This window comes from Methylorubrum sp. B1-46, assembly GCF_021117295.1.
Taxonomy (GTDB): Bacteria; Pseudomonadota; Alphaproteobacteria; order Rhizobiales; family Beijerinckiaceae; genus Methylobacterium.
The window spans coordinates 4310561-4325681 of record NZ_CP088247.1 but is presented as its reverse complement, the minus strand read 5'-3'; the positions used below and the strand labels follow the sequence as shown (position 1 = coordinate 4325681).

General features: G+C 69.2%; 16 protein-coding genes. 14 read left to right on the top strand and 2 right to left on the bottom strand.

All coding sequences use genetic code 11. The features are described from left to right. Positions 1–319 precede the first annotated feature (319 nt). The 11 genes from LPC10_RS20180 (at position 320) to radA (ending at position 9815) form a co-directional block, all read left to right on the top strand. Positions 320–646 (top strand): hypothetical protein, encoded by a 327-nt coding sequence (locus tag LPC10_RS20180; protein ID WP_231347098.1) that lies wholly within the window; start codon positions 320–322, stop codon positions 644–646. Positions 647–719: 73 nt separating this feature from the next. Next, entirely contained in the window at positions 720–1094 is a 375-nt protein-coding gene (locus tag LPC10_RS20175) for a PH domain-containing protein (RefSeq protein ID WP_231344043.1), read from the top strand. 25 nt (positions 1095–1119) lie between these two features. Beyond that, the gene (locus LPC10_RS20170) at positions 1120–1611 is read left to right on the top strand and encodes an AAC(3)-I family aminoglycoside N-acetyltransferase (protein ID WP_231344042.1); all 492 of its coding nucleotides are present in this window, start codon (positions 1120–1122) and stop codon (positions 1609–1611) included. A gap of 255 nt (positions 1612–1866) precedes the next feature. Then, positions 1867–2313, top strand: a complete 447-nt coding sequence (gene rpsF / locus LPC10_RS20165; protein ID WP_108941688.1) for a 30S ribosomal protein S6 — start codon at positions 1867–1869, stop codon at positions 2311–2313. Between the two features lie 2 nt (positions 2314–2315). Continuing rightward, the gene (rpsR, locus tag LPC10_RS20160) at positions 2316–2570 is read left to right on the top strand and encodes a 30S ribosomal protein S18 (protein ID WP_004446294.1); all 255 of its coding nucleotides are present in this window, start codon (positions 2316–2318) and stop codon (positions 2568–2570) included. Between the two features lie 136 nt (positions 2571–2706). Then, entirely contained in the window at positions 2707–3783 is a 1077-nt protein-coding gene (locus tag LPC10_RS20155) for a DUF2232 domain-containing protein (RefSeq protein ID WP_231344041.1), read from the top strand. 34 nt (positions 3784–3817) lie between these two features. Continuing rightward, the gene (gene rplI, locus LPC10_RS20150) at positions 3818–4390 is read left to right on the top strand and encodes a 50S ribosomal protein L9 (RefSeq protein WP_004446280.1); all 573 of its coding nucleotides are present in this window, start codon (positions 3818–3820) and stop codon (positions 4388–4390) included. 420 nt (positions 4391–4810) lie between these two features. Further along, on the top strand, positions 4811–6352 hold the full coding sequence (locus LPC10_RS20145) for a replicative DNA helicase (protein WP_231344040.1): 1542 nt from the start codon (positions 4811–4813) through the stop codon (positions 6350–6352). Between the two features lie 58 nt (positions 6353–6410). After that, positions 6411–7223 carry a DUF29 family protein gene (locus tag LPC10_RS20140; protein ID WP_231344039.1) on the top strand — a complete coding sequence of 271 codons (813 nt, stop codon included), beginning with the start codon at positions 6411–6413 and terminating at the stop codon, positions 7221–7223. A gap of 2 nt (positions 7224–7225) precedes the next feature. Then, a complete protein-coding gene (gene alr / locus LPC10_RS20135) occupies positions 7226–8338 on the top strand; it encodes an alanine racemase (RefSeq protein WP_231347097.1) in 1113 nt (370 codons plus the stop codon). A 46-nt stretch (positions 8339–8384) separates the two neighbouring features. Then, entirely contained in the window at positions 8385–9815 is a 1431-nt protein-coding gene (radA, locus tag LPC10_RS20130; protein WP_231344038.1) for a DNA repair protein RadA, read from the top strand. 58 nt (positions 9816–9873) lie between these two features. Here the strand turns inward: radA and LPC10_RS20125 are convergent, their stop codons facing one another. After that, entirely contained in the window at positions 9874–10494 is a 621-nt protein-coding gene (locus LPC10_RS20125; RefSeq protein WP_231344037.1) for an SCO family protein, read from the bottom strand. Beyond that, a complete protein-coding gene (locus LPC10_RS20120) occupies positions 10487–11605 on the bottom strand; it encodes an MBL fold metallo-hydrolase (protein ID WP_231344036.1) in 1119 nt (372 codons plus the stop codon). The genes LPC10_RS20125 and LPC10_RS20120 overlap by 8 nt, the downstream gene beginning before the upstream one ends. Positions 11606–12014: 409 nt before the next feature. On the opposite strand from LPC10_RS20120, the gene LPC10_RS20115 reads away from it, so the two are divergent. The 3 genes from LPC10_RS20115 to LPC10_RS20105 all read left to right on the top strand — a co-directional run bounded on the left by LPC10_RS20115 (position 12015) and on the right by LPC10_RS20105 (position 15068). Then, positions 12015–12611 (top strand): CvpA family protein, encoded by a 597-nt coding sequence (locus tag LPC10_RS20115; protein WP_108941682.1) that lies wholly within the window; start codon positions 12015–12017, stop codon positions 12609–12611. Positions 12612–12844: 233 nt separating this feature from the next. Beyond that, complete coding sequence (purF, locus tag LPC10_RS20110) at positions 12845–14320, top strand: amidophosphoribosyltransferase (RefSeq protein ID WP_231344035.1); 1476 nt, start codon at positions 12845–12847, stop codon at positions 14318–14320. A gap of 4 nt (positions 14321–14324) precedes the next feature. After that, positions 14325–15068: an SDR family NAD(P)-dependent oxidoreductase gene (locus LPC10_RS20105; RefSeq protein WP_231344033.1), complete on the top strand. Its 744-nt coding sequence runs from the start codon at positions 14325–14327 to the stop codon at positions 15066–15068. Positions 15069–15121 lie beyond the last annotated feature (53 nt).

Below are 15121 nucleotides of genomic sequence, written 5' to 3'. Positions count from 1 at the left end.
CGTCGGCGCGGCTCCCGCCTCGCGAGAGCTGCGCAAAACGCTTTGCCCGGCGGGCACCGACCCAAGACGACCCCACGCGCCGGATGCTTCGAGCCCGGCGCGTTTTCTTTTGCCTCGCCGAGGGCCTGCGCCGACGCGTGGCGCGCCACGATGCCCCGGCCGACGGCATTCCTTGTGGGCAGACTACGCAGCTCCAGGCCGGGATCGACCGGCGACGCTTGGCAAGCCGGCTTTCCCCGACATTAGAGTGCCGGACGCTTCGATGATGCGCCACCGCGCCGGGGTGAACAGGGAGGGCCAGACCGTGCGTATCCTGACCGTGCGTATCCTTGGCCACCACTTCGGTGCGCCGGCTCGGCGGCGCGGTCCGAGCGCGGCCGGCTTCTGTCTCGCCGCGCTGCTCGGATTGAGCGTCGGAACCGGCCTCGGGTCATCGCCCGCCGCCGCCCAGGGAGAGCCGCCGATCCGCAGTGCGGAGGATGCCTTCTGCCGCAGCGAGGCGCGGGCGCAGGTCTTCTCCGCCCCGGATCCGCTCAATCTGGGCCTGCGCGAGATCGGCCGCCGCATCTGGGCGAGCTGCATGGAGCGGACCCAGCGCAAGGGGCAGGCCAAGGGGCAGAAGTCCCGCAAGCGCCGTCACCGCTGAGGCGCCCTCGCGCGGGAGCGGGACCGTCCCCACATCCTTGCCGATATCTTTGCCGGAGACAGGGAGGCGAAGGATGGGCTTTCTCGACGGGCTGCTCGGGCACGGCAGCGATCTCTCCGCGGATGAGGTGGACCGGCAGCTCGCCGGGGTGCTGGCGCCGGGCGAGAGCGTGCGCGTCGCCTTCAAGGTGATTCGCGACCTGATGATCTTCACCGACCGGCGGCTGATCCTGGTGGACCGCCAGGGCATGACCGGGCGCAAGGTCGAGTACCTCACCGTTCCCTATCGGGCGATCACCTCGTTCTCGGTCGAGACGGCGGGCAGCTTCGACATGGATTCCGAACTCAAGATCTGGATCTCCGGCCGGCCCGAGCCGATCCAGCGCACCCTCAGGCGCGGCGCCGACATCCTGGGGATTCAGCAGGCCATCGCCGGCTCGCTGAAATAGGGTTTGCCGCAACGCGGGTTTGCGCATGACGCTCAAGGATAGGCTCGAGGCCGCCTGCACGCTCCGGCGCCTCGGACCCGGCGACGTGCCGGCGATGCGCGCCCTCAACGCCCTGTTCGGGCGCGCCTTCGCCGAGCCCGACACCTACGGCGCGGCCCCGCCCGACGACGCCTATCTCGCGGACCTGCTGGCCAAGGCGCATGTCGCGGTGCTGGTGGCGGAAGAGGGCGAGGCCGTCATCGGCGGGCTCGTCGCCTACGAACTCGACAAGTTCGAGCGGGCGCGGCGCGAGATCTATATCTACGACCTCGCCGTCGAGGCCGCGCATCGCCGCCGCGGCATCGCCACGGCCTTGATCCGGCACCTTCAGGCGCATGCCGCGCGCCGGGGCGCCTGGGTCGTCTTCGTCCAGGGCGATCCCGGTGACGGCCCGGCGCTCGCGCTCTACGAGCGGCTCGGCACCCGCGAAGACGTCCTGCATTTCGACCTGCCCGTCGGGACACCGCCCTTGCCATAGGGCGCGAATCCCTCTAAAGGCGCGGCCTTCGCGTTCGCTCCGGCCGGGGGCTGAACGGACGGTGCTGCAAGAGACAACCTCTTTCGGCACAGGGTTTCTCCAAGAAGTCCGTCGTCCGGTGTCTCCGCCTTCGATCAACCGCTCGGGCCATCATCACGGCTCGAAGGGCTTGGCGCCGAGAGAATGCGAGAGAACCGGCCCGATTCAACCCGCGATCCGCGGGCGGGCTTCCTTATGGCAAGGAAAGGCCCAAAAATGCCTCTCTACGAGCACGTCTTCCTGGCGCGCCAGGACGTGACGGCCCAGCAGGTCGAGACCATGGTCGAGACCTACAAGGGCGTCATCGAGGCGGGCGGCGGCACGGTCGAGAAGATCGAGTCCTGGGGCGTCAAGTCCCTCGCCTACCGCATCAAGAAGAACCGCAAGGCGCATTTCACGCTCCTCAACATCTCCGCCCCCCCGGCCGCCCTGGCCGAGATGGAGCGTCAGATGCAGATCTCCGAGGACGTGCTGCGCTTCATGACCGTTCGCGTCGAGCAGCTGGAGGCCGAGCCTTCCGCGATGATGCAGAAGCGCGACCGCGACGACCGCAAGGATCGCGACCGCGGCGACCGTCCGCGCCGTCGCGACGACGACTTCGGTGGCGGCGATCGGGGTGATCGCGGCGACCGTCCCGAGCGCAACTTCGGCGGGGAGAACTGATCATGGCCTTCGGTGCTGGTGGTGGCGGCGGTGGCCGTCGTCCGTTCTTCCGTCGTCGCAAGAGCTGCCCGTTCTCGGGCGAGAACGCTCCCAAGATCGACTACAAGGACGTGAAGCTGCTCTCCCGCTACGTCTCGGAGCGCGGCAAGATCGTGCCGTCCCGCATCACTGCGGTCTCGGCCAAGAAGCAGCGCGAGCTCGCCCAGGCGATCAAGCGCTCGCGCTTCCTCGGCCTGCTGCCCTACGTCATCAAGTAGGACCTCCGGCCGGCCCGCGCGCGGGCCGGCCATCATCGCCAGGGCGGCTCTCTTTGAAAAACGAGCCGCCCGATCGTTGGGGCGTCGTCTTCAGCCCCTAACCCTGCCCAAGTGGGACAGCGGGACAGCGGACTTCATGACCAAGGACATCTCCGTCGGCGCCGGTGCCGGCCTTGTGGCGGCGCTGCTGTTCGGCGTCCTGCTCAAGGGCACGACGCTCTCGATCCTGCTCTACCTGCTCGCCCCGCTGCCGATCCTGATCGTCGGCTTGGGCTGGAGCCACCGCGCGGCGCTCGCCGCCGTCGTCTCGGGCGCCCTGGCGCTGGCGCTGTTCGTCGCCCCCTCTCTCAGCTTGGCGTTTGCGGCCTACCTCGCCATCCCCGCATGGTGGCTCGCCTATCTTGCCCTCCTCGGCCGCTCCACGACGGACGGTGCGATCGAGTGGTATCCCACGGGGCGCCTGCTCGCCTGGGTCGCGGGCACCGCCGCGCTTGCCTTCATCGCGATCGCCGTCATCGCCGCGCCCGACTACGACACCTTCCGCTCGCAGCTCAGCACGATGAGCCGGCGGATCGTTCAGGTCCAGGTCCAGCGCGGCCGCATTCCGCCGCCGGCCCAGAACGCCCCCTCGAACGAGGCGCCGGCCGGCAACGCCGAGCGGCCTGCGGATTCGGCCGCTTCGCAGCCACAGGGCGGTGAGCAGCCCAAGCCCGGAACCACCGGCGAGACCAAAGCCGACGAGACCAAGCCCGACGATCTCGCCAGCGAGGTCGCCGACGCGCTGGCGAGCGCCGCGCCCGCGATCGCGGCCCAGGGTCTGACGATCCTGTTCACCTTCTATCTTTGGGCCGCCGCCCGCATCGTGCAGATCTCGGGGCGCCTGCTCCGGCCCTGGCCCGACTTCCCCTCCACGATGATGCCGCGATCCGCGCTGCTGGTCTTCGCGGCCGCCCTGACGCTGGCGATGGTGCCCGGCTATCCCGGTGCCCTCGGCATCGCCCTGATCGGCGCCTTCAGCGCGGCCTTCGCGCTCCAGGGACTCGCCGCCTTCCACGACCGCAGCCGCGGCCGGCCGGGGCGCTTCGCCCTGCTCGCCGGCCTCTACGTGCTGCTGTTCCTCACCCAGGGCGTGGCCATGCTCGCCCTGATCCTGTTCGGCATCGCCGACACCGCCCTCGACCGGCGCCGCCCGAAACCTCGTGGCGACGCCTGAGACGAACCTTCCAACCCACTCAAGGAGAAACCCGATGGAAGTCATCCTGCTCGAACGCGTCGCCAAGCTCGGCCAGATGGGCGAGACCGTGAACGTGCGCCCCGGCTACGCCCGCAACTTCCTGCTCGCCCGCGGCAAGGCCCTGCGCGCCACCGAGAACAACAAGAAGCATTTCGAGGCCCAGCGCGCCCAGCTCGAGGCGCGCAACCTCGAGCGCCGCAACGAGGCCCAGACGGTGGCCGAGAAGCTCGACGGCCAGAGCTTCGTGCTGATCCGCCAGTCCGGCGAGACCGGCGTGCTCTACGGCTCGGTCTCGACCCGCGACCTCGCCGAGGTCGTCACCAAGGAGGGCTTCAGCGTCGAGCGCGGCCAGTTCGTGCTCAACCAGCCGATCAAGACGCTCGGCCTGCACACCGTGCCGGTGACCCTGCACCCCGAGGTCGAGGTCAAGGTGACCGTCAACATCGCCCGTTCGCCGGAAGAGGCCGAGCGTCAGGCCCGCGGCGAGTCGGTGACCGAGCGCGAGCAGTTCAACCTCGACGACCTCGGCCTCGAAGTCGGCCAGGCGCTGGCCGATGCCGGCGAGGGCGCCGACGACCGCGGCTGATCCTGCGTTCCCAAAGGGATCGTCCCTTTGGCGGGGTGCCGGGGCAGCGCCCCGGCATCCCTCGCGGGGCTCTGCCCTGGACCCTATGAGAAGGGCTCGCCCTTTCGAAACCCCTGACTTCTGCGGTGGAGAACGGGGATGCGCCGGGCTTCGGCGTTGACTTGTTCTCAATCCGTTCCAGCATGACGCCCGCGATTCCCGCCGCCCGGGAGCCGCGGGCGTCTCGCGTTTCACAAGGCATCGTCCCGAAAGGTGGTCCCCGGCTATCGGACGAAGACGATGCCTCAGCGGTATGGCGTGCGTGTTGCAGCCGCCTCCGACCGGGTCGGCTAAGGAAGGCTTCACCATCCCGAGGCAAGGTCCGGCGGGCATGAAATGGGGCGGCTAAGCCGCCCGGAACCGGAGCGACGGACAAGCGCCATGGCCCTGCCCAACGCCCTCACGGCCAATCTCGAGACGGTGCAGCCCGAATACCGGGTGCCGCCGCACAACATCGACGCGGAGCAGGCCCTGCTCGGCGCGATCATGGTCAACAACGACGCCTATTACCGCGTCTCGGACTTCCTGCTGCCCGAGCACTTCATGGAGGCGGTCCACCGCCAGATCTTTGAAGTCGCGGTCTCCCTGATCAAGGCGGGCAAGCTCGCCACGCCGATCACGCTCAAGACCTATCTGGGTGATGCCGATCTCGGCGGCGTCACGCCGATGCAGTACCTCGCGCGGCTCGCGGCCGAGGCCACCACCGTCATCAACGCGGGCGAGTACGGCCGCACCATCTACGATCTGGCGATCCGCCGCCGCCTCATCACCATCGGCGAGGATCTGGTCAACGGCGCCTTCGAGGCGCCGGTCGAGTCCCGGCCGCGCGACCAGATCGAGGCGACCGAGCGCCGGCTCTACGAACTCGCCGAATCCGGCAAGTACGACGGCGGCTTCCAGAAATTCTCCGACGCGCTGACCGCCGCCATCGACATGGCGGCGAAAGCCTACCAGCGCGACGGCAAGCTCTCGGGCATCTCCACGGGGCTGACCGACCTCGACGCCAAGATGGGCGGGCTGCAGCCCTCCGACCTCATCATCCTCGCGGGGCGCCCGGCCATGGGCAAGACCTCGCTGGTGACCAACATCGCCTTCAACATCGCCAAGGCCTATCGCGGCGAGAAGCAGCCCGACGGCACCATGCAGACCGTCAACGGCGGCATCGTCGGCTTCTTCTCGCTCGAAATGTCGGCCGAGCAATTGGCGACCCGCATCATCGCCGAGCAGTCCGGCGTGCCCTCCTACAAGATCCGCCGCGGCGACATCCGCCCCGAGGACTTCTACAAGATCACCGATGCGGCGCGGGACATGCAGACGATCCCGTTCTACATCGACCAGACCGGCGGCATCTCGATCGCCCAGCTCGCCGCGCGCGCCCGGCGCCTCAAGCGCCAGAAGGGCCTCGACCTCCTCATCATCGACTACCTTCAGCTCCTCTCCGGCTCCGGCAAGAAGAGCGACAACCGCGTGCAGGAGATGACCGAGATCACCACCGGCATGAAGGCTTTGGCCAAGGAGCTGGCGGTGCCGATCATCGGCCTGTCGCAGCTCTCCCGTCAGGTGGAGAACCGCGACGACAAGCGGCCCCAGCTCTCGGACCTGCGCGAATCCGGCTCGATCGAGCAGGACGCCGACGTGGTGATGTTCGTGTTCCGCGAGGAGTATTACGTCGGCAACAAGAAGCCGCGCGAGGGCACGGAGGAGTTCTTCGCCTGGGAAGCCGAGATGCAGCGCGTCCACGGCAAGGCCGAGGTCATCCTGGGCAAGCAGCGCCACGGCCCGACCGGCACGGTGGAGCTGCAGTTCGACGCCAACATCACCCGGTTCTCGAACCTTGCAAGCGACGATCGGTATGGCGAATTGTCCGGGCCAAATTCCGCGATTGGAGCGCCTCAGAAGAAAATCGGTCACCAACCCGAGTGACCGAATGTGCGGCGGAACGTGATATGATCAGTCAGTTTTGACTGATCAGAGAGGCAACGTGGCTCTCGCACCGCAGGCGCGGCCACCCGCGCCGCCGACGCTGAACGAGGTCTTCGAGGCCGAGCAGCAGCTTGTCGGGCTCATCCTGGCCGAGCCCGCCGTCTACGGCCGGATCGCCGCGATCCTACGCGACGACGACTGGACCGAGCGGCTCCATCGCGGTGTCTTCGAAGTCGCAGGCCGCCTCCTCGAAGAGGGCCGGCCTGTCTCGCCTGGCTCGGTGCTACCGCGGGTCAGCGACGTGGCGCCGGATGGAGGTCCAGCCGATCGCTACCTCATAGCGCTTGTCGCAAAAGCTCCGCCTTCAGCCCTTGCCGAGCCCCTCGCGCGTCTCATGGCCGAGGCCTCTCACGCCCGGGCGGGCCCCGATCACCTCGACCGTGACCTCTATGCCTGGGCCTACGAGCAGGCCCAGGCGCTCCGCCGCGGGCAGTTCGCCGCCCTCGACGCGCTCAATCTGGCCGAGGAGATCGAGGATTTGGGCGGCGAGATCTACAACCGGATGGAGAGTGCGCTGCGGATCACGCTGATGCATCTCCTGAAGTGGGATCATCAGCCGGAGAAGCGGACGCGGAGTTGGCATCTCTCGATCCGCAACGGTCGCCTCGACGCCGAGGAGGTACTGGAACGTCATCCGAGCCTCAAGCGCAGGCTTCCCGGCGCCCTTGCCAAAGCCTACCGCCGGGCCCGCATCGACGCCGCTGGCGAGACCGGGCTCGACGAGGATGTCTTCCCCGCCGACTGCCCCTACACCTTCGAGGCGATCATGAACCGGCCGGTGCCCTGGCCGCCGGAGGGCGGGAAGTTCTGACCATCTTAGGAGACGATCCCACGCCGAGCCGTGCCGACCCCTGCGCCCCGGGCCACGGTGCCCGCCTGACGGTCGATCTCGCGGCCATCGTCGCCAACTGGCGGACCCTCGGCGCTCACGCCCCGCAGGCCGAATGCGGCGCCGTGGTGAAGGCCGACGCCTATGGCTGCGGCCTCGCGGCGGTTGCGCCGGCCCTGTGGCGGGCGGGTTGCCGCACGTTCTTCGTGGCGCACCTCTCCGAGGGGATTGCCGCCCGCGCCGCATTGCCGGACGCCGCGCTCTACGTGCTCAACGGCCTGCCGCCCGGCCATGCGGACGCCTTCCGCGCCCACGGCCTGCGCCCCGTCCTCGGCGACCGTGACGAACTCCTCGAATGGGCCGCCGCCACGGACGGCGCGTCGCCAGCCGCGCTCCACGTCGATACCGGCATGAACCGGCTCGGCCTCCCCGTCGCGGAGGCTCTGGCGCTGGCCGGTGATCCGGTGATCGCGCGGGCCGGCATCGACCTCGTGATGAGCCACCTCGTCAGCGCGGAAGCACCGGACGACGCCCTCAACGCGCGGCAAGCCGCCGATTTCGCCCGCATCCGGGCCGCCTTTCCGGGTCTGCGCGCCTCGCTCGCCAATTCCTCGGGCACCTGTCTCGCGGAGACCGCCCGCCACGACCTGCTGCGGCCGGGCTATTCGCTGTTCGGCGGCAACCCGGAGCCTGGACGGGCGAACCCGATGCGGCCGGTGGTGCGATTGGAGGCGACGATCCTGCAGGTCCGCGACGTCGCGGCCGGCGAGACCTGCGGCTACAACGCCCGCTGGCAGGCCTCCGCCCCGCGGCGGCTGGCCACGCTCTCGCTCGGCTACGCCGATGGCTATCCCCGCTCCGCCAGCAACAGCGGCCACGCGCTGGTCGGCGGCGTGCCCTGCCCGATCGCCGGCCTGATCTCGATGGACCTCATCATCCTCGACGTCACCGATGCACCGGAGGCGCGCCGCGGCGGCACCGCCACGCTGATCGGCGATGAGCTCGACATCGATACAGTGGGCCGCGCTGCGGGCACGATCGGCTACGAGATCCTGACGGGGCTGGGTTCCCGTTATGTTCGCTCTTATGTAGAGTGACCGACGCCGACCCGCCGGCCTCCTTCACAGACGCCCTCCTCCCCGAATGGCCAAGATCCAACAGACCTTCGTCTGCCAATCCTGCGGGGCGGTCTACAACCGCTGGCGCGGGCGCTGCGAGGCCTGCAACGGCTGGAACACGATCCAGAAGGAGGTCGCCTCCGCCGGCCCGCAATCGGGCCCGGCCGCGACCCGGCCCTCGCGGGCGCGGGGCCGCGTCTTCTCCCTCGAAGGGCTGACCGGCGAGGCCAAGGAGGCGCCGCGCACGGCGTCGGGCATCAACGAACTCGACCGGGTGACCGGCGGCGGCTTCGTGCGCGGCTCGGTGATCCTGCTCGGCGGAGACCCCGGCATCGGCAAGTCGACCCTGCTGATGCAGGCCTCCGCCGCCATGGCGAAAACCGGTGAGCGCGTCGCCTACATCTCCGGCGAGGAGGCAGTGGGGCAGGTGCGCCTGCGCGCCGAGCGGCTGGGGCTCGCGAAGTACCCGGTGGAACTCGCCGCGCAGACCAATGTCGAGGACATCGTCGAGACGCTGTCGCAGGGGCACCCGCCAGCGCTGACCATCATCGACTCGATCCAGACCATGTGGACCGAGACGGTGGAATCGGCGCCGGGCACCGTGACCCAGGTGCGCTCCTCCGCCCAGGCGCTGATCCGCTTTGCCAAGACCACGGGCACGGCCGTCATCCTCGTCGGCCACGTCACCAAGGACGGGCAGATCGCGGGGCCGCGCGTGGTCGAGCACATGGTCGATGCGGTGGCCTCCTTCGAGGGCGATCAGGGCCACCATTTCCGCATCCTGCGGGCGGTGAAGAACCGCTTCGGGCCGACCGACGAGATCGGCGTGTTCGAGATGACCGATGCCGGGCTTGCCGAGGTGCCCAACCCCTCCGCCCTGTTCCTGGCCGGCCGCGACCACGCCGCGCCGGGCACGGCGGTCTTCGCCGGGATGGAGGGCACGCGGCCGCTGCTCGTCGAAATCCAGGCGCTGGTCGCCCCCTCCTCGCTCGGCATGCCGCGCCGGGCCGTGGTCGGCTGGGACCCCAACCGCCTGTCGATGGTGCTCGCCGTGCTGGAGGCCCATGGCGGCATCCGCCTCGGGGGCCACGACGTCTACCTCAACGTCGCGGGCGGGCTTCGTATCTCCGAGCCCGCGGCCGATCTCGCGGTCGCCGCCGCCCTCGTCTCCTCGCTCTCGGGGTCGGCTCTGCCCTCCGATTCGGTCTATTTCGGTGAGCTCGGCCTGTCGGGGGCGGTGCGGCCGGTCTCGCAGGCGCCCGCCCGGCTGAAGGAGGCCTTGAAGCTCGGCTTCGGCAAGGCGATCACCCCGCAGGGGCGCGGCGAGACCGGCGACCGGGCGCTGCCGACCGACGCCTTGCGCCACATCGCCGACCTCGTCGCCGGCATCGCCTCGGGCGCGCCGCGGCGCGGCGGAGGCCGCCAGCGGGCCGTGCGCTACGAGAAGGAGATGTAGCACCGCCTGGAGCATCGTCTTTGTCCGAAAGCCGGCGGCCGCCCTTCGGGACGATGTTCTATTCCGGTGCGGGCCGCGCGGCGAGATGCGGCCGCAGGATCGTCAGCATCCGCTCGGCCGAAGTGCCGGGCGGGAAGAAGCCGAGATAGGCCCCCGAGCGATCCATCAGATAGATGAAGGCGGAATGCTCGACGGCCCGGCCGCCCTCGGGGCGCGGGCTCGTCTCGAAGTAGACCTTGTAGGCATCGGCGGCACGGCGGATCGCCGCCTCGCTGCCCGTCAGGCCGACCAGACGCGGATGGAAGTTCGGCAAGTATTCCGCCAGCAGCGCGGCCGTGTCGTGCTCGGGGTCGAGCGTGATGAAGATCGGCTGGACGGCGTCGGCGTCCGAGCCGAGCAGCGTGAGCGCCCGGCCGATCTCCATCAGCTCCGTGGGGCAGACATCCGGGCAGGCGGTGTAGCCGAAGGTGACGAGGAGGAGGCGGCCACGGAAATCGGCCTCCGTGCGGGGCCGACCGGCCTGATCGGTCAGCGCGAACGGGCCGCCGACCGGCTCGCGGTTCCACATCAGGACGTCCATCAGTTCGGCGGCCGAGCGGCGCGGCGGGGTCTCGCCGTGCGCGGCCCCGGCCATGCCGAGCAGGCCGAGCAGCACGGCCGCGAGCGCCCGGTTACGCACTGAAGACGAGCCGGCTGCCGGTCGTCGGAACGATGACGTTCTCCGGCATCTGCGCCTGCGCCTCGAGCGCGAAGTTCAGGCCGCTGCAATGCATTGGGATCACCACATCGGGCTTGAGGGCGCGGATCTCGCCGACGACCTGGGTCAGGTACTCCTTCGGCGCGGGGCCGAGATGGAAGCCGCCGACGATGGCGTGCACCTTCTCCACGCCGGAAACCTCCTGTGCCTGCCGCACCGAGTTGACGATGCCGACATGGCCGCAGGACGAGATCACCACGAGGCCCTTGCCCCACACGTTGAAGCAGGTGGCGTGCTCGTGGACGTGCTCATCGGGGATGATCTTCCCCTGCAGTTCGGCGGGCGAATAGTGGCTGGCGTCGCAGCCGAGTCCGTCCTTGATGCCGCGCTCGACGAAGGTGTTGGGCAGGATGCGCTCGATGGAGGAGCGCTTGATCTGCCCCGTGGTGAAGGCGTGGCCGGCGACCACCGTCGGCGTCTCGCACAGCACGGTCGAGATCCGCTGCGCCGTCAGTTCGCGCCGGTCGAGCTGGCCGAAATCGGTGAATTGCCCGGTCGTACCGACCGGGCTCAGGCGGTGACAGAAATTGTCCTCGCCGCCGGCATAGAGCTTCAGGTCGGGCGCGAGCGCGGACCTGTACTTGTCGAGGAAGCCGGTCAGGCCGCCGTAATGGTCGTGATGGCCGTGGCTGACGATCAGCGCATCGACTTTGGTCGGATCGACCTTGAGGATCTCGATATTGTTGAGGAGTGCCTCGGGGCTGTAGCCGAAATCGAGCAGGATCGTGCGAGCCTCCTCCGCCCGCCAGGATTCCGCGAAGAGGGACAAGCCCCACTGATTGTGCAGCACCCGGCGGTAATCGGCGCCGCGGCCGTTGCCCGGCGGCTGGTGCAGCACGCCCTGGACGGTCGCGGGCTTCAGGAACTGGTCGTGGGCCGAGTCGATCAGGACGCGCAGGGATAGCTTGTCGACCGTCGGCACCGCGATCGGTGCGGCGCTGGCGATCTCGATACAGGAAAAACCGGCGGCGGCGCTGGCCGCGAAGACCGCGGATCCCCGCAGGAAGCCGCGCCTGTCGATCGTACCCGCCATCCCCTTCAACCCTCGTTCGTATTTTAAATACTTCGATTATACCCAAAACTGCTCAGAAGAAGTTTTCCATTTTCAACGAATTCGTGAAACATCTTATGCACCAAAGCGGCATCGTCGGCAAAGCTTGCTTTCGCGGCCCGATCCCTGCGAGGCTCGGATCCGAGCCGCAGGGCTGATCCCGAAGGTCAGGCTCCGGCGCCCTGCCCGCGCGGGCCTCACCGGATCGGCTCGGGCGGATGGCTCGCGCCGGGGTGTTCGGGAGCACCCGTACGAACGCGCACGCCCCGAAGGTGACGGCCGAGGTTCGCCGGGGTATATGGTTAAAGACCAGAGCGGATGCGCGGCCCGGGGGAGCCGTCGTCGTCCGGGCAAGGCTGCCCCGTCCCGCCCCAGCGAACCATATCCTGCGATGCCGTTTTCCGTCCTCGACCTCGTGGTGCTCGGCATCGTGCTCGTCTCGGCGCTGCTCGCCGCCGTGCGCGGCGTGACGCGCGAGGTGCTCGCGATCATTGCCTGGGTGGCCGCCGCCGCCGTGGCGTGGTCGCTGCACCCGTTGCTCCTGCCCACCGTCAAGCAGCACATCTCCAGCGACACCGTGGCGCTGGTGGCCTCCATCGCCGCCATCTTCCTCGCCACCCTGATCGTGGTCTCGCTGGTGACGGTGAAGATCTCCGACCTCGTGCTCGATTCGCGCATCGGCGCCGTCGACCGCTCGCTCGGCTTCCTGTTCGGGGCCGGCCGCGGCTTCCTGATCTGCGTGATCGGCTGGGTATTCCTGGCCTGGCTGGTCCAGGGCAAGGTTCCGGATTGGGCGGCCCAGGCCAAGAGCCGGTCGCTTCTGGAAAGCTCGGGCGAGGCGCTGGTGGCGCAACTGCCCGATAATCCGGAGGGCTTCCTCAAGCAGTTCCGCAAGCCGAAGGGTGACGGACCGGCCGAGGAGCCGCCGCCGGAGACCGACCTCCCCGCCCAGCGCCGCAGCGATGCGGGCCCGGCGCCGAAGCGCTGAATCGCGGCGCAAATCCGAAATCTGCGTTGCACCGGCAACGCAGCCGGATTGCGCACGATATGCTGGAATCGGTCTTGGTTGCGACGCGATCCGAGCCTAGGTAACGGTTTCACGACGGTCCCAGCGTCATCCCTCGCGGCAGAGGCTGCGGGCGGAGGCGCCTTCGGCCGTTTCCCGCCGTGCCGGACGTGAGGCGTGCGGTTCGCTCCGCGCCTCCAGGATTCGAGATCGACATGTCAGCTGTCAGCGCGAGCGCCGACGTCCGGGATCTGGACATCGACGGGGACACGCTTCGCGAGGAATGCGGCGTCTTCGGCATCTACGGGCACGACGACGCCTCGGCGATCGTGGCGCTCGGCCTGCACGCCCTGCAGCATCGCGGCCAGGAGGCGGCGGGCATCGTCTCCTACGACGAGGGCGTGTTCCACTCCGAGCGCCGTCAGGGCCTCGTCGGCGACAACTTCTCCGACCGCGGCACGATCGAGCGGCTCGCCGGCCGCTCGGCCATCGGCCACGTGCGCTACTCGACCACCGGCGGCACCATCCTGCGCAACGTCCAGCCGCTGTTTGCCGAACTCGCCAGCGGCGGACTGGCGGTGGCGCATAACGGCAACCTGACCAACGCGCTCTCGATCCGCCGCGACCTCGTGCGCGACGGTGCCATCACGCAATCGACCTCGGACACCGAGGTGATCCTGCACTTGGCGGCCCGCTCGCGCAAACCGCGGATCGTCGAGCGCTTCATCGACGCGCTGCAGCAGATCCAGGGCGCCTACGCCATCGTCGCGCTCACCAACAAGAAGCTCATCGGCGCCCGCGATCCGCTCGGCATCCGCCCGCTGGTGCTCGGCGAACTCGACGGCCGCTACATCCTCGCCTCCGAATCCTGCGCGCTCGACATCATCGGCGCCCGCTTCATCCGCGACGTCGAGAACGGCGAGGTGGTGGTGATCTCGGAAGAGGGCGTCGAGTCGATTCGCTTCGCGGAGGCGCGGCCGATGCGCCCCTGCATCTTCGAGTACATCTACTTCGCCCGCCCCGATTCGGTGGTGAACGGCAAGAGCGTCTACGGCGTGCGCAAGGCCATCGGCCAGGAACTCGCCCGCGAGGCCGCGCCCGAGGCCGACGTGGTGATCCCGGTGCCGGATTCCGGCGTGCCGGCGGCGCTCGGCTTCGCTCAGGAAGCCGGCCTGCCCTTCGAGATGGGCATCATCCGCAACCACTATGTCGGGCGCACCTTCATCCAGCCGACCCAGACCGTGCGCGAACTGGGCGTCCGGATGAAGCACTCGGCCAACCGCGCCGCGGTCGAGGGCAAGCGCATCGTGCTCGTGGACGACAGCCTCGTGCGCGGCACCACCTCGGTGAAGATCGTGCGGATGATGCGCGACGCCGGCGCCCGCGAGGTGCATTTCCGCATCGCCTCGCCGCCGATCACCTATCCCGATTTCTACGGCATCGACACGCCCGAGCGCGAGAAGCTGCTCGCCGCCACCCACGACCTCGAGGGAATGCGCCAATATATCGGCGCGGATTCGCTCGCCTTCCTGTCGATCCCCGGCCTCTACCGGGCGATGGGCGAGACCGAGCGGAATGCCGCCTGCCCTCAATACACCGACCATTGCTTCACCGGCGACTACCCGACCGGCCTGACCGATCTGGCGATTGCCGGGCCGAAGCGCTTCGCGATGCTGGCCGAGGCGGACTGAGCCGATGGCCGAGAAGATCCTCGACGGCCGCGTCGCCGTCGTCACCGGCGCCTCGCGCGGCATCGGCCGCGCCGCCGCGCTGGCGCTGGGGCAAGCCGGCGCCCACGTCGTCGCAGTGGCCCGCACGCAGGGCGGGCTGGAAGAGCTCGACGACGCGATCCGGCAGGCGGGCGGCCACGCGACGCTGGTGCCCCTCGACCTCACCGATTTCGATGCGATCGACCGCCTGGGTGCGGCGCTCCACGAGCGCTGGGGCCGGCTCGACGCCGTGGTCGGCAATGCCGGCATCCTCGGCAACCTGATGCCGGTCAGCCACGTCACGCCGAAGGTCTGGGATCAGGTGATGGCGATCAACGTCACCGCCAACTGGCGCCTCATCCGCTCGTTCGATCCGCTGCTGCAGCGCTCGGATGCGGGCCGCGCGGTCTTCGTTTCCTCGGGCGCGGCGGCGAAGTGCCGGGCCTATTGGGGGCCCTACTCCGTGTCGAAGGCGGCGCTGGAGGCGATGGTGCGCACCTACGCTGCCGAAAACGAGCGCACGGGGGTGCGCGCCATGCTGCTCAATCCGGGCCCCTTGCGCACCCGCATGCGCGCGGCGGCGATGCCGGGCGAGGATCCGGCCACACTCAAGACCCCGGAGGAACTGGCCCCGCATTTCGTTCGCCTCGCCTCGCCCGCATGGAACGAGACGGGCAAACTCTACGATTTCCCGAGCGACCGGGTTCTGGATTTCCAGTCTCCCCGGTAAGGGGGTCCGGGGCCAAGGCCCCGGCGGGTGACGGCGGAGCCTGTCTTCTTAGG